This window comes from Faecalibacterium faecis (assembly GCF_040096475.1).
Taxonomy (GTDB): Bacteria; Bacillota; Clostridia; order Oscillospirales; family Ruminococcaceae; genus Faecalibacterium; species Faecalibacterium taiwanense.
Genome location: NZ_JBBMEP010000013.1, coordinates 55,962 through 79,415, shown reverse-complemented (window position 1 = coordinate 79,415; position 23,454 = coordinate 55,962). Strand labels below are relative to the sequence as shown.

Sequence of the window (23,454 nt, the reverse complement as noted above, 5' to 3'; positions counted from 1 at the left end):
ACCGGATACTTTGCAATTCAACCAGAGGCTTTGCCGCCATGCCAAAGGCCCCATCCTAGAGGGGGCTGTCGAGCGAATGCGAGACTGGGGGAGTTTTTTTACAGCAGGCTCATCTGCTCGCCCTCGTCCTCGGCACGAATCAGCGCACCGGTAGCGGGCAGGCTGCGCACACGGTAGCGGTGGGGGTTCGCCAGCTCCAGCGTGTCCGCAGGCACCACCGAAGCGATGGTCTGGTTCTTTTTCAAAGTAACCACTGCCACGCCCTGACTGTCGCGAGTGGCCTTGGCCGCGATCTGCGCCGTGCCAACCAGCAGCATCCGGCTGGCGCTGGTGCGGATGGCAAGCTCCGTTTCCTCCGGCAGGAAGAAGAGCTTTGCCAGCGGTTCCTTGTCGCAGTAGGCCTTGAGCAGCTTGCGGCGGTTCTGCTTGGTGGCATAGGAGCTGAGCGGAATTTTAGCGCACTTGCCGCTGGCAAAGAAGAACAGCATATAGCCGCTGTAGTCGCTGGTGATCACCATGGAGAGCACGTTCTCGCCCTCGTCCATGCCCAGACGGCCCGGGATGAAAATGCCCATCTGAGCCACCTTGCCGTCCTCCAGCTCAGCCAGACGCACCTTGTACACCTGCTGCTTGTCGGTAAAGAACAGCGCTTCTACGTTGTTGCGGGTCTCGATCTGCTGCACGATCTCGTCGCCTTCTTTCAGCTTATGGGCACCGGCGGTGCGCAGACCCTGCGGCGGGATCTTTTTGAAGTAGCCCTCGCGGGTAAAGAACACCGTCACGGGGTAATCCGGCGCTTCTTCCTCCTCGGAGCCGTTCTCATCCTCAGGCAGATCGTACAGGATCTCGCTGCGGCGGGGCTGGCCGTACTTCTTGGCAACATCGTTCAGCTCATTGATGATGATGCGGCGGATGCGGGCGGGCTTTGCAAGGATATCGTTCAGGTCGGCAATGTCCTTCTCCAGCTGTTCGATCTCGCTGGTGCGCTTGAGGATATATTCCCGGTTCAAATGACGCAGCTTGATCTCGGCCACATAGTCGGCCTGCACTTCATCGATGCCAAAACCGATCATCAGGTTGGGCACCACTTCGGTCTCTTCCTCGGTGGTGCGGATAATTTTGATTGCCTTGTCAATGTCCAGCAGGATGGCAGCAAGACCCTTGAGCAGGTGCAGGCGCTTTTCCTTGCCGTGCAGGTCGTAGTAGGTGCGGCGGCGCACGCACTCCACGCGGAAGGCCGTCCACTCCTTGAGAATTTCGCGCACGCCCATCACGCGGGGCTGGCCGGACACCAGAATATTGAAGTTAGCGCTGAAGCTGTCTTCCAGAGGGGTAGCCTTAAACAGCTTTGCCATCAGCTTGTCGGCATCCACGCCGCGCTTGAGGTCTAGTGTCAGCTTCAGGCCGTTCAGGTCGGTCTCGTCACGCATGTCGCTGATCTCCTTGACCTTGCCGGCCTTGACCAGCTCTGTGATCTTGTCCATGATGGCCTCCACCGTGGTGGTTGGCGGGATCTGGGTGACCTCGATCATGTTCTCGCCCGGCACCACACTGTAGCGGGCGCGTACCTTCACGCTGCCGCGGCCGTTCTCGTAAATTTCACGCATCTGCGCTTCATCGTACAAAATCTGACCGCCGCCCACGAAGTCCGGGGCAGGCATGGTGGTGGAGATGTCGTGGTGCTCGTCCTTCATCAGGGCCACGGTGGTGGCGCACAGCTCTGCCAGATTGAATGAGCAGATGTTGCATGCCATGCCCACCGCGATGCCCAGCGTGTTGTTGGCCAGAATGGTGGGGAAGGTGACCGGCAGCAGGGTAGGCTCGGTGGTGGTGCTGTCGTAGTTGGGCACAAAGTCCACGGTCTCCTTGTCGATATCCCGGAACAGCTCCTCGCACACACCCTCGAGCTTTGCCTCCGTATAACGGGCAGCAGCGCAGGACATATCCCGGCTGTAGGCCTTGCCAAAGTTGCCCTTGCTGTCCACAAAGGGCACCAGCAGGCTCTCGTTGCCGCGGCCCATGCGCACCATGGTGCCGTAGATGGCGGCATCGCCGTGGGGGTTCAGGTGCATGGTGCTGCCCACAATGTTGGCAGACTTGGTGCGTGCGCCCTTGAGCAGGCCCATCTCGTACATGGTGTACAGCAGCTTGCGGTGCGCCGGTTTGAAGCCGTCGATCTCTGGCAGCGCGCGGCTGACGATGACGCTCATGGCGTAGGGCATATAGTTGGTTTCCAGCGTGCGGGTGATGGGGTCCTCCAGCACACTGCCGGCATTTAAAATTTCAACGCCGTCGCCCAGCTGCGGGCGCACCGGCTTGAGTGTTTTCTTGGTCGATTTTCTAGGCATCTTCTAACCTCTTGACGATTTTAAATGGGCGCCGCTCTCGCTCTGCCCATATTCAGCGGAAAATATTTTTTATTTTTGCAGCTCAGGATGGCCTGCGGGCCATCCTGAGCTGCTCTTTCACAGATGGAGCCGTTCCGGTTTTCTGCATTTTTCCCTTAAAATGCCGTGACCCGTTGGGGCCTTCTTCGTGAAAACGTGATTTGGAGCAGCCCGCAGGCTGCGACAAATCACCAAATTAAAATAACGTTACCTCTGTCATTGCCAGAGCGCAAGCGGAGGCAATTTAAAATCATCAGCTCACATCCAGATCGTCCAGATATTCTGCGCCGTGCTGCGCAATGTGTTCCTTGCGGCCTGCAAGGTTATCACCCAGCAGGATATCGAACACCTGCGCAGTCTGCACCACATCGGTGGGCATCACCTTGATCAGACGGCGGCTCTCCGGGTTCATGGTGGTCAGCCACATCATCTCGGGGTCGTTCTCACCCAGACCTTTGGAGCGCTGGATGGTGTATTTTTTCTCGCCGATCTCTTCCAGAAACGCTGTCTTTTCCGGCTCGGTGTAGGCAAAATAAGTTCGGTCTTTCGTTGTAATTTCATACAGCGGCGACTCTGCGATATACACATAGCCCTTCTCGATCAGGGTCGGGGTCAGGCGGTAGAGCATGGTGAGCACCAGCGTGCGGATCTGGTAGCCGTCCACATCGGCATCGGTACAAATGACGATTTTATTGAACCGCAGATTATCGAGATTGAAGGTGGCCAGCTCCTTGTTGTGTTTGCCGCCCAGTTCCACGCCGCAGCCCATCACCTTGATGAGATCCACGATGACATCCGACTTAAAGATGCGGGCATAGTCGGCCTTCAGGCAGTTCAGGATCTTGCCGCGGATGGGCATGATGGCCTGATATTCACTGTCGCGGCTGGACTTGACTGCACCCATAGCGGAATCGCCCTCCACGATATACAGCTCGCGGCGGGATGCATCCTTGGTGCGGCAGTCCACGAATTTCTGCACCCGGTTGGCAAGGTCGATCTGGGTGGACAGGGTTTTTTTGATGCTCTGGCGCGTTTTTTCTGCATGCTCACGGCTCTGCTTGTTCACCAGCACCTGCTGGCAGATCTTCTGGGCCTCGTCCGGCTTTTCCAGAAAATACACTTCCAGATAATGCTTGAGGAAGTCGGTCATAGCCTGCGAGACGAATTTGTTGGTGATGGCCTTTTTGGTCTGGTTCTCGTAGCTGGTGCGGGTGGAAAAACTGGACGAGACATACACCAAGCAGTCCTGCACATCCTGAAAGCTGATGGCGCTCTCACCTTTTTTATAGAGGTTCTTTTCCTTCAGGTACTTATTGATCTGGTAGACAAAGGCAGTGCGCACCGCGTGCTCCGGGCTGCCGCCGTGCTCCAGCCAGGAAGAGTTGTGGTAGTATTCCAGCATCTGCACCTTATTGGAGAAGCAGAACGCCGCGCTCATGCGCACCTTGTAATCCGGCTGGTCCTCGCGGTCCCGGCCCACAGCCTCACTCTCGCAGCTGAACACCGGGGTCAGGGTATCCTCCCCTGCCACCTCGGCCACATAGTCCGCGATACCGTGCTCATAGCACCAGCTCTCGTACCACGCCTTGCCAGTGGCAGGGTCTTTCTCTTTTTCATCGGTAAAGTTCAGGGTCAGGCCTGCGTTGACCACTGCTTGACGGCGCAGGGTATCCTTATAGTAGCTGCCGGGCACATCGATGTCGGTAAACACCTCGTCGTCCGGCTTCCAGTGAATGATGCTGCCGGTGCGGCGGCCCTTGTAGGCTTCCTTCTGCAGGCCGCCCACATTCTCGCCCTTTTTAAAATCAAGGTGATAGTGGTATCCGTCACGATAGATATCGGCGGTCATCCATGCAGAAGCATACTGGGTAGCGCACAGGCCCAGACCGTTCAAGCCAAGGCTGAACTCGTAGTTATCCTCACCCTCGCCATACTTGCCGCCTGCATACATCTCGCAGAACAACAGCTCCCAATTGTAGCGCCCCTCGCCGTTGTTCCAGTCCACGGGCATACCGCGGCCAAAGTCCTCAACGATGACGCTGCCATCCTTACAGCGGGTCACGTTGATGGTATCGCCGTGGCCGTCGCGGGCTTCGTCGATGGAGTTGGAGACGATCTCAAAGATGGAGTGGGCGCAGCCCTCCACGCCGTCTGAGCCAAAGATAACGGCCGGGCGCTTACGCACACGGTCAGCACCCTTCAAAGAAGTAATGCTCTCGTTGCCATATTCCTGTTTTTTTGCCATGCTGCTCCTCCCGGCCCGGCCTTTCTTGCAAAAAGCGGGCCGTCTGTAGTCAAATCATAAAACGCCTCTGCCCTTTTCTTACTATAATATAGGTATACACAGAGAAAAAGGGCAAAAGCGCCTGAATCATTTCATTTTCATTAAACCATAGGTTGTTGAATTTGTCAATTTCTGTTTGGCACACCCGCACACAGCACGTCCTGTGCCGGATGTGCCGAAAGCAGGTTGAAAAAAGTCATTCTTATTTTACGCGCTGGAGCGACCAAAATCAAGAAAGTTTCAATTTTCTAAAAAAAATTCGGATTTACCCCTTTACAAAATCGAAATTTCAGGTATAATAATCATCGTCCGGTGCGCCTCTGTAGCTCAGTCGGTAGAGCAGGGGACTGAAAATCCCCGTGTCATTGGTTCGATTCCGATCGGAGGCACCAGTCAAGGAAACCCAGCAGGGTTTCCAATATGCGGCCGTAGCTCATCTGGTAGAGCGCCACCTTGCCAAGGTGGAGGTAGCGAGTTCGAGCCTCGTCGGCCGCTCCATAAGGGAGCAGCAATAGTTGCTCCAATATGGCCCGGTAGCTCAGTTGGTTAGAGCACCAGCCTGTCACGCTGGGGGTCGTCGGTTCGAGCCCGATCCGGGTCGCCACCAAGAAAGCGCAAGCTTTCACCTACTTTGAAACTTGTTTTCAGGGCATCAGAAATGATGGGTGCAAGGTAAAATGCACCGAATATGCGGCCGTAGCTCATCTGGTAGAGCGCCACCTTGCCAAGGTGGAGGTAGCGAGTTCGAGCCTCGTCGGCCGCTCCAACAGGAGTGGAAATTCACTCCTAAATATGGTGACGTGGCCAAGTGGTAAGGCAAGGGTCTGCAAAACCCTCATCCACCAGTTCAAATCTGGTCGTCACCTCCAAAAGATTCCCGGAAGCTGAAGCTTCCGGGATTTTTTTGTTTTGCGTTGTTCCCTATCAGCCTCCTCGCCCTCTCCGTCACCTACGGTGACAGACTCCCCCTTTTGTCACCTGCGGTGACATCTTCCCCCGGAACGGGGGAAGTCTTTCCTCAAAGGGAGAGCCTCTAGCGAAACCGGTCACTTTGCAGTTAAGCCGAAAAGTCTGCCGCAGTGCCGCACTTTCGCAGAAAGCGGCACTGCAAATGCCGTCTACCTTTACGCCCCCTCCAGTGAAAATGCAATGCCGGAGCTTCCGCGGACGCTCCGGCATTGCTCTCTTAAAAATTATTCTTCCGCTGAATACGGCCGGAGCAAGGCGTAGGCCATTCCAGATCGTCCCCCTCAGAACTTCAGCCGCATCTGGTACCACACCACGCCCCCGTGGGTGGAGCCGGAAACGCCCTCGTTCACAAAGCCGAACTTTGCATAGTAGTGCACCAGGGCCTCCTTGCAGGTCAGTACCAGCCCCTTCCGGCCTTGGGCCCGGGCGTCGGCAATGGCCTGCTGCAGCAGCTGCCCGGCGTACCCCTGTCTGCGGCAGGCCGGGATGGTGTTTACCCCAAAGATCATCTGCCAGGCACCATTCTCCCGGTGGAGGGAGGCGTCGGCGTACATCTCATCGGTCAGGTCCGGCCAGTCGGTGCAAAAGCCGTCCACAAAGGCCAGCAGCCTTTCCCCCTCCCACAGCAGCCAAAAATGATCGCCGTACTGCTGCAGCCGCCCGGCAAACTCCTCTGCCGTAGCCGCCTCTGCCGCCGGGAAGCAGGCCGCCTCCACCGCTGCAATGGCCTCCAAGTCCTTTAAGGTCCCCTTACGGATCTCCATAAATATTCTCCCCTCTTTTTCTTCCGAGTGTACCACAGTTCCTGCCCAAAGGCAAAGGTCCTGCCGGTTTTTCCTTTTTGGGCCATTTGCATCCGCTGCCGCTCCGTGTTACAATGGCTATATTGCATCCAGGAAAGGAGCTGACACGCCATGCCCGCCGAAAACCATACCACCCTCACCCCGGATACGCCGGTGCGCTACCTGAAGGGCGTTGGCCCCAAGACCGCTGAGCGGTTCGAGAAGCTGGGCATCGTGACGCTGGCCGACCTGCTGTGCCACTACCCGCGCAGATATATCGACTTCACCAAACCCTATTCCATCGCCGAAGCGCCCACCGATGTGGAGTGCGTCGTCAGGGCTGAGGTGTTCGCCAAACCCGGCGGGCGTATCCTGCCGGGCGGGCGGCGGATGGAGCGCATCACTGCCGGGGACGATGTGTCCAGTCTGGAGATCACATGGTTCAATAATCCGTATGCCGCCCAGAAGCTGCAGCTTGGGCAGGAATATTATTTTCAGGGCATCGTTACCGGCGGGATGCTGCGCCGCCAGATGGTCAACCCGCAGGTGCGCACCGCCGAGCAGATCAAGGCTTCTCCCTTTGAAGCGGTCTACCCCCAGACCGAGGGCCTGACCAGCAATGCCATCGCTAAGTGCGTGCGGCAGCTGCTGCCCCATGCAGAGCTTCTGCCCGACCCTCTTCCGCCGGAAATGCTGGCAAAATACCGTCTGCTCTCCAAGGCAGATGCCGTGCGGGCCATCCACTGCCCTGCCACCGAAGAGCAGGCCTATGCAGCCCGGCGGCGGCTGATCTATGAAGAACTTCTGGTTTTGCAGCTGGGCATTGGCCGGATGAAAAACCGGGGTGCCGCTGCCACCGGTGCGCCCATGCAGCTTGCCGACCCGTCCCTGTTCTGGGCCAGCCTGCCCTTTTCCCCCACCGGAGCCCAGCGCCGGGCCGTGAGCGAGATTCTGGCCGACATGGCGGGCGAGACTTCCATGAACCGCCTTTTGCAGGGCGATGTGGGCAGCGGCAAAACGCTGGTGGCGGCTGCCGCCATCTGGGCCTGCATCCGGGCGGGGTATCAGGCCGCGCTGCTGGCCCCGACAGAAATTCTGGCCACCCAGCACGCCGAAGGCCTGAACCGGATGCTTGCCCCCTTCGGGATGCGGGTGGCCCTGCTGACCGGCGGCATGAAGGCCGCTGCACGCCGCACCACCCTTGCCGCCATCCGGAACGACGAAGCCGACCTTGTGGTGGGCACCCACGCCATCCTCAGCGAAGGCGTAGAATTTGCCCGGCTGGGTCTTGCCGTGATCGACGAGCAGCACCGCTTTGGGGTACGGCAGCGCGGGATGCTGGCTGAAAAGGCCGCGAATCCGCACCTGCTGGTGATGAGCGCAACGCCCATTCCCCGCACGCTGGGCCTGCTCATCTACGGCGATTTGGACATCTCCATTCTGGACGAGCTGCCGCCGGGCCGCACACCGGTCAAGACCCGCTGCATCACCGGCAAAAAGCGGCACGACCTCTACCATTTTCTCGATCAGGAGATCGGGCGCGGGCGGCAGGTGTATCTGGTCTGCCCCGCCATCGAGGACACACCGGATGGCGGGCTGAACGCCGTTAAGAGCTACTACGAGGGCATTGCCAAAGCCCTGCTGCCGGAGCGCCGGGTAGGCCTGATGCACGGCAAGCTCAAACCCAAGGAGAAAGCTGCCGTGATGGAGGACTTCAAAGCCGGACGGCTGGACGCACTGGTGTCCACCACCGTCATTGAGGTGGGTGTGGATGTGCCCAATGCCAGCGTAATGGTGATTGAAAACGCAGAGCGCTACGGTCTGAGCGCCCTGCACCAGCTGCGCGGCCGCGTGGGACGCGGTGCAGCGGAGAGCTGGTGCTTTCTTGTCAGCGACAACCAAAGCGAAAACGTACAAAAGCGGCTGAAATTTTTGTGCAGCACCACGGACGGCTTTGCGGTGGCGCAGTACGATCTGGAGACCCGCGGCCCCGGCGACTTTTTCGGCAGCCGCCAGCACGGCCTGCCCACCCTGCAGATCGCCGACCTGATGAACGACACCCGCACCCTGCACGCTGCGCAGGCGGAAGCCGTTGCCATGCTGGCCGACGACCCGCTGCTGGAAGCGCCGGAGCACGTACTGCTGGAACAGCAGGTGCAGCAGATGTTCGAGAAAGCCGGAGCCATGAACTGATCCGGAGGCTTTTTGCGCACAAGCAACAGCAAATGCAAAAGCCGCTGCACGGCTGGTGCAGCGGCCCCTGTTATCGAACGGAACGCTTTGCGTGCCGTTCGCCCATGCTTATCACATCGCAGAACACGCATCGGCTTTTGGTGGAAAGCTGGGTATCCTTATGGTAGCAGCCAAAAAACCACTTGTCGTAGGTCAGCTTCAACAAAATTTTATCCAGAAAGCTGTGCAGCTGGTTGGTCTCGCCGCTGGCAAGGGCGGTAAAATCCAAAAATCTGCTTGGCGCATCGTGGGTCAGCACATAATCCACTTTGTAATCGCACTCTGCAAGGTTCTCCTCACAAAAGGCGTATTCCTCCTCCGAAGGCATTTCTTCCCTCCACCAGTTCACGCCGGGTTCCCGATCCTCCACATCCTGACTTTCCGCACCGCCAAAGCACAGGTATTTTTTATTCTCCAATTCCAGCACGCTGCCGCGGCACACATGGTACACATTGCCGCCCAGTGCCTGCACCTTGCCGCCAAAGCGTTCCTCGGTGGGATACTGCTTTAAAAGGTCGTAGTTTTCGTGGCTGCCGTCCAGAAACAGCAGGGTATACGGGCGCTTGCGCAGCCAATCCAGCTTTTTCTGTTCCTCCTTGCTGCCGTCCCACACAAAGCCAAAGTCGCCCAGTACCACCACGGTATCCCGTTTGCCCAGCCAGCGCAGCTTGCCGTGCTTGAAGCGGTCGATGTCGCCGTGGGTGTCCCCTGTCAGATATACCATTCCTGTCCTCCCTGACCGGATGTGAAATCGGCACAATAAGCCTTGTCACACCCCGCCAAACCTGTTATTATAAAGAATACAGTCTTCCGCTGTGATCTCGTTCTTATCCGGCGCACTGCACCTGTGCCGTGCTGCCTGTTGTTTTATATTATCGCTTTTTAAAGGAATTGTCCACATGAAACGTATTTTTGCGCTGGTTTTGTCGTTCGCTGTCCTGTTCAGCTGCCTTGTGCTGCCCGCTGGGGCTATGTTCGACCCCACCCCGGTCTATCAGGTGCAGGCACAGAGTGCCTATATCGTCAACACCGATACCAATATCATCGTCTATGATAAGGACAGCACAAAGCAGGTATCCGCCGGTGGTCTGACAAAGTACATGACCATTGCCCTGCTGCTGACCAACTATGCCGACCATCTGGACGACACCTTCCAGATGCCCTTTGCCATCTCGGATTACGTTTATAACACCAACAACGCCGATATGCGCTCCAACGAGACCTTTACCTACCGCGAAGCCATGTACGCCATGCTGACCCGCAACGCCAACGAAGCCGCCATGGGCCTTGCCTATGCCCTTTCCGGCGGCGACCTCGCGGGCTGGGTGAGCCAGATGAACACCCTGTCCCAGCGCATCGGCACCACCGGCAGCACCTGGACGGATGCCTGCGGCATCGACAGCGGCAACGTGACCTGTGCCGTGGATATGTACCTGATCCTGCGCTATCTGATGAGCTTTGATGCCTTTGTGGAGGTTTCCGGTGCGCCCAGCTTTACCATGCCCGCCAAAGAAAAACACCGTTCTTCGTCTGTTCTGGTCAGCCAGAACGCCGCGCTGAGCAAATCCAGCGGCGGCAAATACTACCGCAGCGCCATGCAGGGCGGCATGTGCGATGTGACCGCATTCAAAAGCGACAGTGGCAATCAGAGCTATGTTTCATGGGCCAATAAGGATGGTGCCACCTATATTTTCTGCGTGATGCAAAGCCCGGACACCTGCGACGATTTCGGCTACGCCAACCGTCGCCCGGCCCTGTGCGAGACCGTGAAGCTGATGGACTGGGTGTTCGACAGCTTTTCCATTCAGGCCGCACTGGACACCGACCTTACGCTGGCCGAGATCCCGGTGAAGTATTCCTCCGATACCAGCTCCCTGCAGCTGTATCCCGCCGACAGCATGATGACCCTGCTGCCTTCCACCGGCGACGGCAGCGTGACCCAGAAATATTTCCACCTGCCGGATTCCGTGTGTGCCCCTGTCCAGCAGGGCGATGTGGTGGGTACCGTGGAACTGAAGCTTGCCGGTGAGACCATTGGCGTGGTGGACCTGATCGCCGGGCAGGATGTCAGCCGCAACCCGCTGCTGTTCACTGTGGCGCGTTTTCAGGAATTCTTAGGCAGTCTGTACCTCAAAGTTGTAATAACACTGAGTATTATTTCCATCATCATCTACTTTGCGTGGGTCCTTTTGAACAACTGGAACCGCCGCAAGCCCACCAGAAAGATCCGCCGCCGCTGAGCTTTGCACCGTTCAGCCGCATTTTGTGGAAAAGTGATACAAAAAGCCCCGTCAGCCTTTTCAGGATGACGGGGCTTTTGGTTGCGCCAGCAGGAGTCGAACCTACGATGGGGGAGTCAAAGTCCCCTGCCTTACCGCTTGGCGATGGCGCATCGTGCAAGATATTATACCATATTCTTTGTTTTTCCACAAGGGGAAGGTTCCACTTTTCCGCTTTTGCGGCGGCTCTGTGCCGCCTTTTGCAGCCTGCAATTTGTGAAAAACCAATTTTTTTCATCATAACAACAAAGCACGCCCATTTTGTTGCGCTTTTGTTACACTGCATGTGGTAAATATAGGATTGAATAAACCTCCTCTTCCCGGCTTTTTCGTCTACTGCCTCATGGCGGGGACATCGAGGTCTGTTCTGGTGTTTCCGTTCCCGGCATGCACCACATCCCAATTTGTCAGGAAAGCGAGGAGTCATATGAAAAAGATCTTGAAAATGCTGGTCCTCGGTCTGCTCAGCGCTGCACTGCTCTGCTGTGCACTGCCCTCTGCCTTTGCCGCAGAAGACAAGGATTCGCAGGTCTACACCATTGGTCTGGATGCCATGGGCGGCAGCAGCTCCGCTGTGGCAGTCACCACCAATCTGAGCGGCAAACTCAGTGCCCTGCCCGCGCAGCCTGCGCTGGAAGGCTACACCTTTGACGGCTGGTATACCGAGCCGGTGGGCGGCACAAAAATCAGCACCTCTACGGTGTTTACCGGTGATACCACTGTGTACGCACACTGGACCGTGAAAAATGCCACCATTTCCACCAGCACATCCACGCCCGCTCAGCCGGAACAGACCGCGCAGGAATACGATGACGGCCCGATTCTGAGCGTTCTGACGGTAGCCGGTGCTCTGATCACCACGCTGGCCGTGGCTGCCTTTATTTAAGTCTTTTCACACACTGTATCAATTTTATCAATAGAAAGGAAAATCTCCATGTCTACTATGAAACTGCCCGCAAACTATGCCTCCATCAGCGAAGAGGAAATGGTCTATCTGGACGGTGGTGCCCGCGACGCTTACAACAGCTTCCTGAATGTCGGTAAGGTGTTCAACGCCATTGCCCGCATCTTCTCCGGTGCAAGCTCCATCATCAACAATGTCAACGTGATCTACCAGTCCTTCCTGACTCTGGGCGATCTGCTGAAGAGCTTCTGATCCGGCTTCTATTTTCATCTGTTTTTCAAGAACTGTCTCCGTTGTGGGGACAGTTCTTTTTGTTTTTAACGCATTTTAATCGTTTACATCAAAAGAAACAATTTTTCTTTGGCTTTGGCAAAAAAATGCACGGAAAAGGCATTTTTGTTACGCTTTTGTTACGTATACTGTGCTAACATATAAGGTGGAAGGTCATTCATCAAACTGGCGCTTTCACGCCGAAAACTGATATATCAAATGTGGTTTTGTGGTGCGAAAATTTTCGTATTTGTCGAAAGTTTTCGTTCGCCTAATCCGACCACTTTTTGCGGGAGAAATCGATCATTATGCCAGACCGTGAACTGCGGCACATGCGCCGCACCGAATTAGTCGAGATCATTCTGGCGCTCAAGCAGAGCGAGGACCGGCTCCGGGCAGAAAACGCTGCCCTGTCTGCCCAGCTGCAAGAACGGCAGATCCATATTGAAAACGCAGGTTCCATTGCGCAGGCTGCACTGGAGCTGAACAAGGTGTTTGAAGCGGCGCAGGCTGCGGCTGATGAATACGTTGCATCGGTGCTCGCAGCAAACAAAAACACCGATGCCGCTGCCAGCGCTCTGCGCGCTCAGGCGGAAGCCGAAGCCCAGCAGATCCTTGCACAGGCACAGACCGAGGCTGCGAACCTGAAGGCCCGTACCCAGCAGCAGTGCGACGCGGAAACGGAAGCCGTCGCACGCAAGCGCGCCCAGACCGAAGCGGACTGCAAGGCAATGCTTGCCCGGACGCAGCAGGAGATCCAGCAGCGCCGGGCCGCTTTTGACCGCCGGGCCAGCGAACTGCTGGACGGCTATCACAGCACGGAATTCCTGCCGGAGGAGCGTGCCAAATGAAAGAGCAAAAGATCAGGTTCACGCCCATTCCATCCACAGCAGAGGTGGAAGCAGAGCGCGAACGTCTGGCCTACCGCAGCCGTTATATGCGGGTGCTGCGCAGCACGGTCTACACGCTGCTGGTGGTCGCGGCCATTGCCGTGCTGCTGGCCACTCTGTTTCTGCCGGTGCTGCAGGTCTCCGGCGACAGCATGAACCCCACTCTGCAGGACCGGGACATCATTCTGCTGGTCAAGGGCAGCGACATGAAGACCGGCGACCTTTGCGGATTTTACTGGCAGAACAAGCTTCTGCTCAAGCGCATCATCGGCCTGCCCGGTGATGTGATCGAACTGGACGAGGACGGTGTGGTCACTGTGAACGGCCAGACGCTGGATGAGCCCTATGTAGATGAACTTGCTCTGGGCGAATGCGACATCAAATTTCCCTATCAGGTGCCGGAAAACCGGTATTTCGTACTGGGTGACCATCGGGCCACCTCCATTGACAGCCGCAGCAGTGTGATCGGCTGTGTGGAAAAAAGTCAGATCGTAGGCAAGGTTTTTTTGCGGGTATGGCCCTTGTCCAGCTTCTCGTTGATCCACTAAGGAGGTTTAGGAATCATGCGGGATATTGTGAAAGAATATCAGAAAAAGTTCCGTCGGAACCACCAGCGCGCCAGACGCTATACTGCGCTGCTGCTGGCACTGGCGCTTACCACCAGCCTGTTCGTGAACTGGCAGCTGCACGGCGTGGGCATTGCCAAGACGGCCGATTATCTGTGCGGCGAGTTGGAGCACGAGCACACCGCTGCCTGCTATGAAAAGCAGCTGGTGTGCGGCTATGAGGAAGGCGAACCGGAGGACTGGAACGCCACCATGACGGACGACGGCATGTCTTTTGATGATACATTCGACATGGATGATGATGCGTTCGGCGTGGATGCGGATGATCCCGGCATTGCAGCCCATTCCGCAGAGCCGGAGTACATCTTTGTGCCCCATGAGCACACCGACGACTGCTACCAGGAAGTGCAGGAGCTGACCTGCCTGGAAGAAGAGCACACCCACGACGACAGCTGTTTTGATGAGGATGGTGTCACCTTCATCTGCGATAAATTCGAGCACACCCACGACGACAGCTGCTACACCACCACCTATGAGCTGGTGTGCGGTCTGGAAGAGGGCGAGCTTGTAGAAGAAGTGAACCCCGATTATGACCCGGTGGCCCTGTTTGAGGAGCCGGTGGCCGCAAAGCCCGTGGTGGTCGATCCTGTGATCGAGACCCCGGTGCACCACCACACCGATGCCTGCTACGAGGAAGTGCTGGTCTGCGACCTGCCGGAGCATCACCACACGGTGAACTGCCTGTCCGACCCGCTGGACGACATGCAGGACGAGGACGAATGGCTGGCACAGACCGGCACCACGCTGAGCGGCAACTGGGCCGACGACCTGCTGGCCGTAGCCGAGAGCCAGCTGGGCTATGAGCAGAGCGAGCGCAACTTCCAGCTGGACGATGCCGACGGCGAGACCGTGCGCCACTACACCCGCTACGGCAACGACTACGGCAACGACTACGGCCCATGGGACGTGATGTTCCTTTCCTACTGCCTGAAATATGCCGATATCCCCCAGAGCGCTATCCCGCAGGTTTCCAGCGTGCTGTCTTTGCACAGCCAGCTGCGCAGCGCGCTGTACAACGAAGAGACCGGCAGCGGCTATGCCATGGATTTTGACGGTGATCTGCCGTCTGATGCCGCAATGCCCGGTGATATCGTCATTTACAATGGCACCGTGACCAAGGCTGTGGCCGCGGAAAGCCAGCCGTTGCAGGTGCAGGATGATTCCGCCGATGCCGACATTGCCCTGCTCTCCATGGATGCTGCGGCCACCACCGACACCGCGCCCCACATTGAGGAATACACCGTGGATGCCAGCACCGTTGGCATCGTGAGCGATGTGGACGAAGATTCCGGCACCCTGACCGTGATCTCCGGCGATGTGGATGGCAAGGTGGCTAAAGTCACGCTGAATGCTTCGCAGGTGACAACGCTGGTGTCTGTGGCAAATGCGCAGCAGGCCGATTACGGCGTTGCTACGCCGGATTTCAAAGTCGAAGATGACGCAGATGCCATTACCACCATCAAAGGTCTGGATGCACTGGATTACCTCACTGCTCTGGAGGTGCAGCGCAAGAATGGCACTGAATACGAGGATACCAACGTCACCACCATTTCGGAGCTTCTGCACAGCAGCCTTACCGTCACAGATATCCCGGCCCAAGCGATCCAGGACAACGACTACTTTGTCCATGTTAAGCTGCCCAAGAGCTTTGATGTGCTGAACGATGAGCTTATCTCCGGCAAACTGGAAGATACCGGCAATTATGACACCTGCGGCAGCTACCGGCTGCTCAAGGGGAATGACGGCTGCTGGTACGCCGTGCTGCGGTACGACCAAAACTATATCAAGCAGAAAGAGGAGGCAGCCGCAGGCGCCGATCCTTCCGATGCCAAGGTCACCAGCAACGTTTCCTTCAATTTCCAGTGGAACCAGAGCGAGGTCACCAGCAGCGGCTTTAATCAGATCGAGGTCAACAAAGATTACGCCCTTGATATCACCATCAACCCGGATGAAACCCCCGATGAGGATCAAAGAGACGATAAGAACTATGACCTTAACCAGAGCGTGAAGGACCCGCGCTACAATGGCAGCGATGCCTACCTGGATTACACTGTTACGCTTGTGGTCCAGAACGAACAGGCCGGCCCGCTGACGCTTGCGGACAGCATGACCCTGCCCACCGGCGTAACCGCCGAATATGTCGAAGACTCGCTCCGGCTCAGCATGGAAAACGGCAATACAACGCTCGGCATCACTTGGAAAGATGTTAGTGATGAGCGCAAGATCACCTTGGGTTCTGCCGATTCCCCCATTGCCGCAGGCACCTATTCTATCCGCTACACCGTCAAGCTGAAGGACTTTGACAAAACGGCTGTTGACGGTGAAGTAATCAATAACATCAGGATTCTGGACACGACCATCAGCGATGATGCCGAGAAGTCGGTAAAAACCGACAGCCTTGTGATCACCAGTCAGGCCGATCCGTCCGACTACGAACTTCCCTCTACCGGCGGGGCCGGTACCAAACTGTATACAGCAGGCGGCGGCGCGCTGATGCTTGCCGCTCTGGTGTGCGGGGTTTGCAAAAAGCGCAGACGCGAAAGGGGGGCACGTTAAAAAGCCTGCATCCTTCCTGACACGGCGGCAAAATTGATTCTGCGCCGGAAGCAGACCCTGAAAATAGGAATCAGAAAAACTTGAAAGGAGACTTTCGCAAATCATGATGAAGAAAGTAATCAAAAAGCTGCTGGCCGCACTGCTGGCAGTTGCCATGGTGTGCGCCATGGCGATCCCGGCGTTTGCATCCAACTCTTGGGAGACTGAGGAGGACCTCAACACAAAACACGAGTACGCCGCTTTCCAGATCTTCACGGGTGATGTTAAGGGTAATAATATTGATGACTTTAAGATTTCCAACGCAAAGTGGGGCGAAAGCATCACTAATCCTACCGAGTTTCTGGCGCAGTTGACGGCAGATTCTACCATCGGCGGTGAGTTTAAAACTAATTTCACTCCTCAGGAAGCTGTTGCGGTTATCAGCAAATGGGGTGATTCCGATGATAACAGCATCGCTTTTGCGCGTTGTGTATGCAACTATCTCTACTCGAATGGAGACCCGAAACCCGTCATTCAAGGTCTTCACACCGGTGGCATCAAAGTTCCAAAGCCAGGTTATTATCTGATCGTTGATACTTCCCCCTTTGACGAAGACGATTTCTATCATGCCTACAATTCCTTCCTGCTGAAAGTTACCAAAGCAGAATATGTCTTTAACATTAATTATAAGGTTGTAAAGCCCACTGTTGAGAAGAAAGTCTACGACAACGACAACAACGACATTAGCTCTGCTGGTAACAATGACGGTTGGGGCAGTTCCGCTGACCATGCAATCAACGAAAAGTTCCAGTTCAGGCTGATCGCTAAGTTGCCCGCAAGCAAAGACAATGGCCGTGCTTACGATTACTATAAGAAGTACACTGTTTGCTTCAATGATACTCTGTCTGACGGCATTACCTTTGACAAATTGGATAAGGTGGAAATCGCAAATGTCGATGGCGTTAATCCACAAGTGATCAATGCTGATAACTATACACGTAATCCGAACGGTTCTCAGTCCTTCAAACTGAGCATTGATGATGTCAAGACCTGTGCCCGTGCCGCTAATCTTGATTTGAATAAGGGCGCTACTATTACGGTCACCTATACTGCACACCTGAACGAAACGGCCTATGTCAATACTGCAGGCGGTGATACTAAAAACAAGAATCGTGTTTATCTCGAGTATTCCAACAATCCCAGAATCAGCACATCCCTTGATCATACTCACGAAAGCGAAGTCTGTGTGTACACCTACCAGCTGAACAACACCAAGTATCACGATGATGATACCCCGGGCAACGAGTTGGCGGGCGCCGGCTTCCGTCTGTACAGCGGTAAAGATTGCACTCCGGAACAGGAAGTAAAGCTCTACAAAAAAGACAACTTCTACTACCCCATCAAAGACGCAACCGATAAAGCCCAAGACGCTGTTGAGATGTTCTCTGACGAACATGGTCAGTTCAATGTCAAGGGTCTGGACGCTGGCACCTACTACCTGAAGGAGACCAATCCTCCTGCCGATTACAGTGCCTGTGCCGATAAAGAAATCGTCATTTCTGCAACGCACAACGAATACAATGTTAATCTGTCCGGTACCCTGTCCACCACCATCATCAACAAAAAAGCCGGCGGCATTACCCTGCCCTCCACCGGCGGCATCGGCACTACCCTGTTCTATGTGGTCGGCGGCGGCCTGATGGTTGCGGCCATCGTTCTGCTGGTCACCAAGAAGCGCATGGAGAACAAGTAAGCTCCATTTCCCCCAAGAACCCGGAGCAAAGGGGCCGCAAGGCCCCCGCTCCTATCCTTATAACATTAGGGAGTAGCCCATGAAAAAGAACAAAAGCACTATCATCCTGATCCTCGTCTTTTTCGTGGGTCTATCCGTGATGTTATACCCCACCCTCAGCGATTACGTCAACCAGCTGCATCAGTCCCGTGCTGTGGCCACCTATGCCGAGGATGTGGACAATCTGACCGATGCCGACTACAGCGCCTATTTCGAGGCGGCAGATGCGTTCAATGCGCAGATCGCCGCCGACCCGGACGCGCTGTTCCATGCCGACCGGTTCACCAGCTACAACGCCACGCTGGATGTCACCGGCACCGGCATTATGGGCTACATCACCATTGAAAAGATCGGTGTGGAGCTGCCCATCTACCACGGCACCAGCGATGGCGTGCTGCAGATCGCCGCAGGCCACTTGGAAGGCACCAGCCTGCCGGTGGGCGGCGAGAGCACCCACGCGGTCATTTCGGCGCACCGCGGCCTGCCCAGCGCCAAGCTGTTCACCAATCTGGACCAGCTGGAAGTGGGCGACACCTTCACCATCACGGTGCTGGACCGGGTGCTGACCTATGAGGTGGACCAGATCTCCATTGTACTGCCCACCGAGACCGACAACCTCAAGGTGGTGGACGGCAAGGATTACGTCACCCTGATGACCTGCACCCCCTACGGCATCAACTCCCACCGCCTTCTGGTGCGGGGACGGCGCATCGAAACGCCGGACAAGCTCAAGCACATCCGTGTAACAGCCGATGCCATCAAGATCGAACCGATCATCACAGCTCCCATCATGGCACTGCCCCTGCTGCTGGTGCTGCTGCTCTGGCTGCTGTTCTCCAACCGCAAACGCAAATCTACAAGAGGTGAAAAACATGAAACGCACTGATCTCAAAAAGCACGCTGCGGCCCTGCTTTTGGTGCTGTGCCTTCTGGTAACAAGTGCGCTGCCTGCCCTTGCCACCAGCGCAAACATCAAGCTGGTGGACAGCAGCGGCAATCCCACTACCGGCACCATCCACGTTACGCTGTACGACAGCGCCAACGATAAGGCGCTGAGCGGCGGCAAGCTCACTTTGTACCGTGTGGCCGAGGTAAAGCGCCAAAACGGCAACCTGAGCTACGAATACTGCGGCGATTTCTACGGCTGCGGCATTGCGCTGGGTGATTTGACCGACAGCACCCTTGCGGCCCAGCTGCAGGAGTATCTGCCCCAAAGCGCCGAGGGCACCACAAAGACCATTGATGCGGACGGCAGCGTAACCTTCCGTGGTCTGGAGCTGGGCCTGTATCTGATCGTGCAGACCGAGGCTTCCAAGGGCTATGAGCCGATCAATCCGTTCCTTGTCTCTCTGCCCATGGCGGAGGATGGCAAGTGGAATTATACGGTGGATGCCAGCCCCAAGGTGGGTGCTTACACCCCCACCAAGCCGGACACGCCGCCTACGCCCCCTACCCCGCCTACGCCCGATTATCCTGATACGCCTACCCCGCCGGACAACCCGGATAACCCGGTCTCTCCCGGTAATCCGGACAATCCCGTGGCTCCGGGCCACCCGGACAATCCCGTGGCCCCGGGCCATCCGGATCATCCGGTAGCACCCGGTAATCCAGACAGCCCCGTTCTGCCGGGCCACCCGGATAACCCGGCAATGAGCGGTCTGCCGCAGACCGGTCAGCTGAACTGGCCCGTGCCGGTGCTGGCTGTCAGTGGTGTGGTGCTGTTTGCATTCGGCTGGGCGCTGGATCGCAAATACCGCACAGTATAATTTTATTCTGATACAACAAAGAGGACCCGATGCAGATGCATCGGGTCCTCTTTTTCGGTTTCTTTTATGCAGTCAGGGTTTACTGCTGCTGTGCCTGCTGCTCGGCGCGCTTGGCTTCCAGCGCCAGAATGGCATCGCGGCGGCTCAGGTTGATACGGCCCTGCTGGTCGATGTCGGTCACCTTGACCACGATGGCATCACCCACGGCCACCACATCCTCCACGCGCTCCACACGCTTGGTGTCCAGCTTGGAGATGTGCACCAGACCTTCCTTGCCCGGTGCGATCTCAACGAAGGCACCAAAGTTCATCAGGCGGGTCACTTTGCCCTTGTAGATGGCACCGATCTCGGGGTCCTCCACAATGGTCTTGATGGTAAAGATGGCGCGCTTTGCGTCCTCCTGATCCACAGCAGAGACGAACACATGGCCGTCCTCCTGCACGTCGATCTTGCAGTTGCAGGTAGCGCAGATGTCCTGAATGACCTTGCCGCCCTTACCGATCACGTCCTTGATCTTATCGGTGGGGATCATCATGCTGAACATCTTGGGTGCGTAGCGGCTCAGCTCATGGCGGGGCTCTGCGATCACCGGCTTGATGATCTCGTCCAGAATATACAGGCGGCCCTTGCGGCACTTCTCGAAAGCCTCGGCAATGATGTCGTAGGTCAGGCCATCGATCTTGATGTCCATCTGGATGGCAGTGATGCCCTTGCGGGTGCCGCCCACCTTGAAGTCCATGTCGCCGTGGAAGTCCTCCACGCCCTGAATGTCCAGCATGGTCATCCAGCGGTCGCCCTCGGTGATCAGACCACAGGAAATGCCGGCAACGGGTGCCTTGATGGGCACGCCTGCATCCATCAGGGCCAGCGTAGAGCCGCAGATGGATGCCTGAGAGGTGGAACCGTTGGAGGAGAGCACCTCAGACACGCAGCGGATGGTGTAGGGGAACTCTTCCAGAGAGGGCAGCACGGGCACCAGAGCACGCTCTGCCAGTGCGCCATGGCCGATCTCGCGGCGGCCGGGGCTGCGCGGTGCGCGGGCCTCGCCCACAGAGTACGGCGGGAAGTTGTAGTGATGGATATAGCGCTTGGTCTGCTCGTCGGTCAGGTCGTCCATGAGCTGGTTGTCCTTGGTGCCGCCCAGAGTGCAGGTGGTGAGCACCTGCGTCTGGCCGCGGGTGAACATGCCGGAGCCATGCACGCGGGGCAGGATGCCCACTTCGGCAGCCAGCGGGCGGATCTCGTTGATGCCGCGGCCGTCCACGCGCTTGCCCTCGTCCAGCAGCCAGCGGCGCACCACGAACTTCTGCATCTTGTAGCTGACCAGATCAAGGTCTGCAGCGGTCAGGTCGGGGTACTCCTCGGCGATCTTGTCCATGATGGGCAGCAGAGCGGCATCGCGCACATTCTTGTCGTCGGTGTCCATAGCGGCCTTGAAGTCGTCCAGATACTTGTTCTGGATGGCGTGGAACACGTCCATATCCAGACCCACCACCTGAAAATCGATCTTCTTCTTACCGCGCTCGGCCACGATGCGGTTGATGAACTCAATGGTCTTTTTGATCTCCACGTGAGCGGCCTTGATGGCGTTCAGCATGGTGTCCTCGTCCACCTCGTTGGCACCGGCCTCGATCATCACGATCTTATCCATGGTGGCGGCAACGGTCAGGGCAAGGTCGCTCACCTTGCGCTGTTCCTGCGTGGGGTTCAGCACGATCTCGCCGTCCACCAGACCCACCTGCACGCCGCCGATGGGGCCGTTCCACGGGATGTCGGACACGGCAGTGACCAGAGAAGCACCGATCATACCGGCGATCTCAGGGCTGCAGTCGGGGTCCAGACTCATGACGGTCATGGTGATGCACACGTCGTTGCGCATCTCCTTGGGGAACAGCGGGCGCATGGGGCGGTCCACCACGCGGCTGGTCAGGATGGCGCGCTCACCGGGGCGGCCCTCACGGCGCATAAAGCTGCCGGGGATGCGGCCTGCGGCGTAGAGCTTTTCCTCATACTCCACGTTCAGGGGGAAGAAATCCACACCCTCGCGGGGCTTGGGGCTCATGACCACATTGCACAGAACGCAGGTCTCGCCGTAGCGGATCAGCGCACTGGCGTTGGACAGACCGCACATTTTGCCCATTTCTACCTTGAACGGGCGGCCTGCCAGCATGGTCTCGTAGACCTTGTAGTTCTCAAAGGTCTCTCTGCGGGAACCAAATTCAATTGCCATTGTTTTTGCCTCCTTGTTTTTTCGGATTTTTTCTATCCAAAAGGCGGTGGCACGCGCATCATAGCAATAAATCCAGCGTCCGTACCCGGGGCACAGGCGTTCGATTTACTGCTGCAATACGCTGCCGCCGCCATTTTGTACATAAAAGCAAAAGGCAGGCACCTTTGCGGTACCTGCCCTCTGTTTAAATTACTTACGCAGACCCAGAGTTGCGATCAGAGCACGGTAACGCTCGATGTCCTTCTTCTGGAGATAAGCCAGCAGATTGCGGCGGCGGCCAACCATCTTCATCAGGCCGCGGCGGCTGTGGTGATCGTTCGGGTTCTTCTTCAGGTGCTCGTTCAGCTCGTTGATGTGAGCGGTCAGCAGAGCGACCTGCACTTCGGGAGAGCCAGTGTCCTTCTCGGTCAGAGCGACTTTGGCCATAACTTCCTGCTTGTTCATAGTTACATACCTCTTTATAAAATTTTATGTGCCAATGGAACAGCGGCGGGAAACGGCATTCCCAAAAAGCGGGCATACTCCCAACCCCGTACCACGGTAACAGATACAGTATACCAGAACCCTGTGCAAAATGCAAGGATATTTTTTGCATCCTGCCTTTATTTTTTTACGTACTGGTGCCAGTACAGCTGTACCTCCGGCAGCTTCTTTTTGCGCAGCAGAACTGCGGTGGGGATCAGATACAGCAGCACCGAAAGCAGCATGGATGCATCGTAGCCGCTCACCGCATCGGCCACGGTAGTGGTGCCGTACAGCCCACCGATGAGCATGGACGAAATATCCATGGCACCATGCAGGAATACCGTCACCCACAAATTGCCGGTGCGGAAGTAGATCGCCGCAAAAAGAGTGCCAAGCGATGCTGCAAACACGCACTGCATCAGCACACCGAAGGGTGCCGAACTGAGGATATTGGTCAGGTGCGCCGCACCAAACAGCACACCGGACAAAAGGCAGGCCTTCCACACACCGGCGCGGCTGGTGCCAAAGTGCTCCAGCAGGGTCTGGGCAATGACACCGCGGAAGATGAATTCCTCGGCCACACCCACCATGGCCATGCTGACAAGGAAGGTGCAGATGCGTGCCGCAGGCTGCAGCACGCCGTTCTCCGGCCGGCCCAGCACCAACGCCCCAAAGGCATTGTAGCCAATGAACACCAGCGGGTACATGCCCACCAGCAGGCCATTGAAAAAGCCGCTGCCGCGGCGGCGCAGCAGCCCAGCACGGTCTGTCCGTACCAGAAACAGCACTGCCACCATGGCCCCCACCAGCTCCTGCAGAGTGCTGTAGAGGTATGTATCAATGGACGCAAAATCCGTCCGAAAAAGAACCAATGCAATGGTAAAGACAAGATCTGTTACGAACAGGCTTGCCAGAAAGACCACTTCTGCCAGAACGCAGAATAAGATTGGGTGCGCTTTGCGCAGTCGTTTGAGCATGGGATACCCTCCTGAATCATTGATAGTACTATTCTAGCACACTTTACCTTAAAACGATATAGCACG

At 56.7% G+C, this 23,454-nt stretch carries 17 protein-coding genes and 6 tRNA genes; 15 read left to right on the top strand and 8 right to left on the bottom strand.

Going from position 1 to position 23,454, the window contains the following annotated elements; genetic code table 11:
- Nucleotides 1-98 precede the first annotated feature (98 nt).
- Both WMO17_RS08420 and WMO17_RS08415 read right to left on the bottom strand, forming a co-directional pair.
- Nucleotides 99-2,348, bottom strand: coding sequence for a DNA gyrase subunit A (locus tag WMO17_RS08420; protein ID WP_349137868.1), 2,250 nt, complete (start codon nucleotides 2,346-2,348; stop codon nucleotides 99-101).
- Nucleotides 2,349-2,640: 292 nt separating this feature from the next.
- Nucleotides 2,641-4,632, bottom strand: a complete 1,992-nt coding sequence (locus WMO17_RS08415; RefSeq protein WP_154261165.1) for a DNA gyrase/topoisomerase IV subunit B — start codon at nucleotides 4,630-4,632, stop codon at nucleotides 2,641-2,643.
- A 355-nt stretch (nucleotides 4,633-4,987) separates the two neighbouring features.
- Between WMO17_RS08415 and WMO17_RS08410 the strand changes: the two genes are divergently transcribed.
- From WMO17_RS08410 to WMO17_RS08390, 5 genes are all read left to right on the top strand, one after another.
- A tRNA-Phe gene (locus WMO17_RS08410) sits at nucleotides 4,988-5,063 on the top strand.
- A gap of 30 nt (nucleotides 5,064-5,093) precedes the next feature.
- Nucleotides 5,094-5,169 (top strand) — tRNA-Gly (locus WMO17_RS08405).
- A gap of 29 nt (nucleotides 5,170-5,198) precedes the next feature.
- Nucleotides 5,199-5,275, top strand: a tRNA-Asp gene (locus WMO17_RS08400).
- A gap of 86 nt (nucleotides 5,276-5,361) precedes the next feature.
- A tRNA-Gly gene (locus tag WMO17_RS08395) sits at nucleotides 5,362-5,437 on the top strand.
- 28 nt (nucleotides 5,438-5,465) lie between these two features.
- Nucleotides 5,466-5,540, top strand: a tRNA-Cys gene (locus WMO17_RS08390).
- A gap of 381 nt (nucleotides 5,541-5,921) precedes the next feature.
- On the opposite strand, the gene WMO17_RS08385 is transcribed toward WMO17_RS08390, so the two are convergent.
- Nucleotides 5,922-6,404: a GNAT family N-acetyltransferase gene (locus WMO17_RS08385; RefSeq protein WP_046414970.1), complete on the bottom strand. Its 483-nt coding sequence runs from the start codon at nucleotides 6,402-6,404 to the stop codon at nucleotides 5,922-5,924.
- 150 nt (nucleotides 6,405-6,554) lie between these two features.
- On the opposite strand from WMO17_RS08385, the gene recG reads away from it, so the two are divergent.
- The gene (gene recG / locus WMO17_RS08380; RefSeq protein WP_349137867.1) at nucleotides 6,555-8,615 is read left to right on the top strand and encodes an ATP-dependent DNA helicase RecG; all 2,061 of its coding nucleotides are present in this window, start codon (nucleotides 6,555-6,557) and stop codon (nucleotides 8,613-8,615) included.
- Nucleotides 8,616-8,685: 70 nt separating this feature from the next.
- Here recG and WMO17_RS08375 read toward each other — a convergent pair whose 3' ends face one another.
- Nucleotides 8,686-9,378 carry a metallophosphoesterase family protein gene (locus WMO17_RS08375; protein ID WP_120079695.1) on the bottom strand — a complete coding sequence of 231 codons (693 nt, stop codon included), beginning with the start codon at nucleotides 9,376-9,378 and terminating at the stop codon, nucleotides 8,686-8,688.
- Between the two features lie 175 nt (nucleotides 9,379-9,553).
- On the opposite strand from WMO17_RS08375, the gene WMO17_RS08370 reads away from it, so the two are divergent.
- Nucleotides 9,554-10,894 carry a D-alanyl-D-alanine carboxypeptidase family protein gene (locus tag WMO17_RS08370; protein WP_097773890.1) on the top strand — a complete coding sequence of 447 codons (1,341 nt, stop codon included), beginning with the start codon at nucleotides 9,554-9,556 and terminating at the stop codon, nucleotides 10,892-10,894.
- Between the two features lie 78 nt (nucleotides 10,895-10,972).
- Here the strand turns inward: WMO17_RS08370 and WMO17_RS08365 are convergent.
- Nucleotides 10,973-11,046 (bottom strand) — tRNA-Gln (locus WMO17_RS08365).
- Nucleotides 11,047-11,360: 314 nt separating this feature from the next.
- On the opposite strand from WMO17_RS08365, the gene WMO17_RS08360 reads away from it, so the two are divergent.
- The 8 genes from WMO17_RS08360 (at nucleotide 11,361) to WMO17_RS08325 (ending at nucleotide 19,716) form a co-directional block, all read left to right on the top strand.
- Nucleotides 11,361-11,819, top strand: a complete 459-nt coding sequence (locus WMO17_RS08360) for an InlB B-repeat-containing protein (RefSeq protein ID WP_349137866.1) — start codon at nucleotides 11,361-11,363, stop codon at nucleotides 11,817-11,819.
- Between the two features lie 48 nt (nucleotides 11,820-11,867).
- A complete protein-coding gene (locus WMO17_RS08355; RefSeq protein WP_223388047.1) occupies nucleotides 11,868-12,089 on the top strand; it encodes a hypothetical protein in 222 nt (73 codons plus the stop codon).
- Between the two features lie 326 nt (nucleotides 12,090-12,415).
- Nucleotides 12,416-12,958 carry a hypothetical protein gene (locus tag WMO17_RS08350; protein WP_349137865.1) on the top strand — a complete coding sequence of 181 codons (543 nt, stop codon included), beginning with the start codon at nucleotides 12,416-12,418 and terminating at the stop codon, nucleotides 12,956-12,958.
- Nucleotides 12,955-13,545, top strand: coding sequence for a signal peptidase I (gene lepB, locus WMO17_RS08345; protein WP_349137864.1), 591 nt, complete (start codon nucleotides 12,955-12,957; stop codon nucleotides 13,543-13,545). The genes WMO17_RS08350 and lepB overlap by 4 nt, the downstream gene beginning before the upstream one ends.
- Nucleotides 13,546-13,560: 15 nt before the next feature.
- Complete coding sequence (locus tag WMO17_RS08340; protein WP_349137863.1) at nucleotides 13,561-16,179, top strand: LPXTG cell wall anchor domain-containing protein; 2,619 nt, start codon at nucleotides 13,561-13,563, stop codon at nucleotides 16,177-16,179.
- A gap of 103 nt (nucleotides 16,180-16,282) precedes the next feature.
- Nucleotides 16,283-17,911, top strand: coding sequence for an isopeptide-forming domain-containing fimbrial protein (locus WMO17_RS08335; protein ID WP_349137862.1), 1,629 nt, complete (start codon nucleotides 16,283-16,285; stop codon nucleotides 17,909-17,911).
- A gap of 79 nt (nucleotides 17,912-17,990) precedes the next feature.
- Nucleotides 17,991-18,836: a class C sortase gene (locus WMO17_RS08330; RefSeq protein WP_349137861.1), complete on the top strand. Its 846-nt coding sequence runs from the start codon at nucleotides 17,991-17,993 to the stop codon at nucleotides 18,834-18,836.
- Complete coding sequence (locus WMO17_RS08325) at nucleotides 18,823-19,716, top strand: SpaA isopeptide-forming pilin-related protein (protein ID WP_349137860.1); 894 nt, start codon at nucleotides 18,823-18,825, stop codon at nucleotides 19,714-19,716. Before WMO17_RS08330 ends, WMO17_RS08325 begins: the two co-directional genes overlap by 14 nt.
- A gap of 79 nt (nucleotides 19,717-19,795) precedes the next feature.
- On the opposite strand, the gene WMO17_RS08320 is transcribed toward WMO17_RS08325, so the two are convergent.
- The 3 genes from WMO17_RS08320 to WMO17_RS08310 form a co-directional block, all read right to left on the bottom strand.
- Nucleotides 19,796-21,946, bottom strand: a complete 2,151-nt coding sequence (locus WMO17_RS08320) for a polyribonucleotide nucleotidyltransferase (protein WP_294648317.1) — start codon at nucleotides 21,944-21,946, stop codon at nucleotides 19,796-19,798.
- A gap of 189 nt (nucleotides 21,947-22,135) precedes the next feature.
- Nucleotides 22,136-22,390: a 30S ribosomal protein S15 gene (gene rpsO, locus WMO17_RS08315; protein WP_005933138.1), complete on the bottom strand. Its 255-nt coding sequence runs from the start codon at nucleotides 22,388-22,390 to the stop codon at nucleotides 22,136-22,138.
- 158 nt (nucleotides 22,391-22,548) lie between these two features.
- Nucleotides 22,549-23,388, bottom strand: coding sequence for a CPBP family intramembrane glutamic endopeptidase (locus tag WMO17_RS08310; protein WP_349137859.1), 840 nt, complete (start codon nucleotides 23,386-23,388; stop codon nucleotides 22,549-22,551).
- Nucleotides 23,389-23,454 lie beyond the last annotated feature (66 nt).

Bases quoted from the DNA above. Each gene is read 5' to 3' on its own strand.
- WMO17_RS08420 (WP_349137868.1), bottom strand. From the start codon at position 2,348: ATGCCTAGAAAATCGACCAAGAAAACACTCAAGCCGGTGCGCCCGCAG.
- WMO17_RS08415 (WP_154261165.1), bottom strand. From the start codon at position 4,632: ATGGCAAAAAAACAGGAATATGGCAACGAGAGCATTACTTCTTTGAAG.
- WMO17_RS08385 (WP_046414970.1), bottom strand. From the start codon at position 6,404: ATGGAGATCCGTAAGGGGACCTTAAAGGACTTGGAGGCCATTGCAGCG.
- recG (WP_349137867.1), top strand. From the start codon at position 6,555: ATGCCCGCCGAAAACCATACCACCCTCACCCCGGATACGCCGGTGCGC.
- WMO17_RS08375 (WP_120079695.1), bottom strand. From the start codon at position 9,378: ATGGTATATCTGACAGGGGACACCCACGGCGACATCGACCGCTTCAAG.
- WMO17_RS08370 (WP_097773890.1), top strand. From the start codon at position 9,554: ATGAAACGTATTTTTGCGCTGGTTTTGTCGTTCGCTGTCCTGTTCAGC.
- WMO17_RS08360 (WP_349137866.1), top strand. From the start codon at position 11,361: ATGAAAAAGATCTTGAAAATGCTGGTCCTCGGTCTGCTCAGCGCTGCA.
- WMO17_RS08355 (WP_223388047.1), top strand. From the start codon at position 11,868: ATGTCTACTATGAAACTGCCCGCAAACTATGCCTCCATCAGCGAAGAG.
- WMO17_RS08350 (WP_349137865.1), top strand. From the start codon at position 12,416: ATGCCAGACCGTGAACTGCGGCACATGCGCCGCACCGAATTAGTCGAG.
- lepB (WP_349137864.1), top strand. From the start codon at position 12,955: ATGAAAGAGCAAAAGATCAGGTTCACGCCCATTCCATCCACAGCAGAG.
- WMO17_RS08340 (WP_349137863.1), top strand. From the start codon at position 13,561: ATGCGGGATATTGTGAAAGAATATCAGAAAAAGTTCCGTCGGAACCAC.
- WMO17_RS08335 (WP_349137862.1), top strand. From the start codon at position 16,283: ATGATGAAGAAAGTAATCAAAAAGCTGCTGGCCGCACTGCTGGCAGTT.
- WMO17_RS08330 (WP_349137861.1), top strand. From the start codon at position 17,991: ATGAAAAAGAACAAAAGCACTATCATCCTGATCCTCGTCTTTTTCGTG.
- WMO17_RS08325 (WP_349137860.1), top strand. From the start codon at position 18,823: ATGAAACGCACTGATCTCAAAAAGCACGCTGCGGCCCTGCTTTTGGTG.
- WMO17_RS08320 (WP_294648317.1), bottom strand. From the start codon at position 21,946: ATGGCAATTGAATTTGGTTCCCGCAGAGAGACCTTTGAGAACTACAAG.
- rpsO (WP_005933138.1), bottom strand. From the start codon at position 22,390: ATGAACAAGCAGGAAGTTATGGCCAAAGTCGCTCTGACCGAGAAGGAC.
- WMO17_RS08310 (WP_349137859.1), bottom strand. From the start codon at position 23,388: ATGCTCAAACGACTGCGCAAAGCGCACCCAATCTTATTCTGCGTTCTG.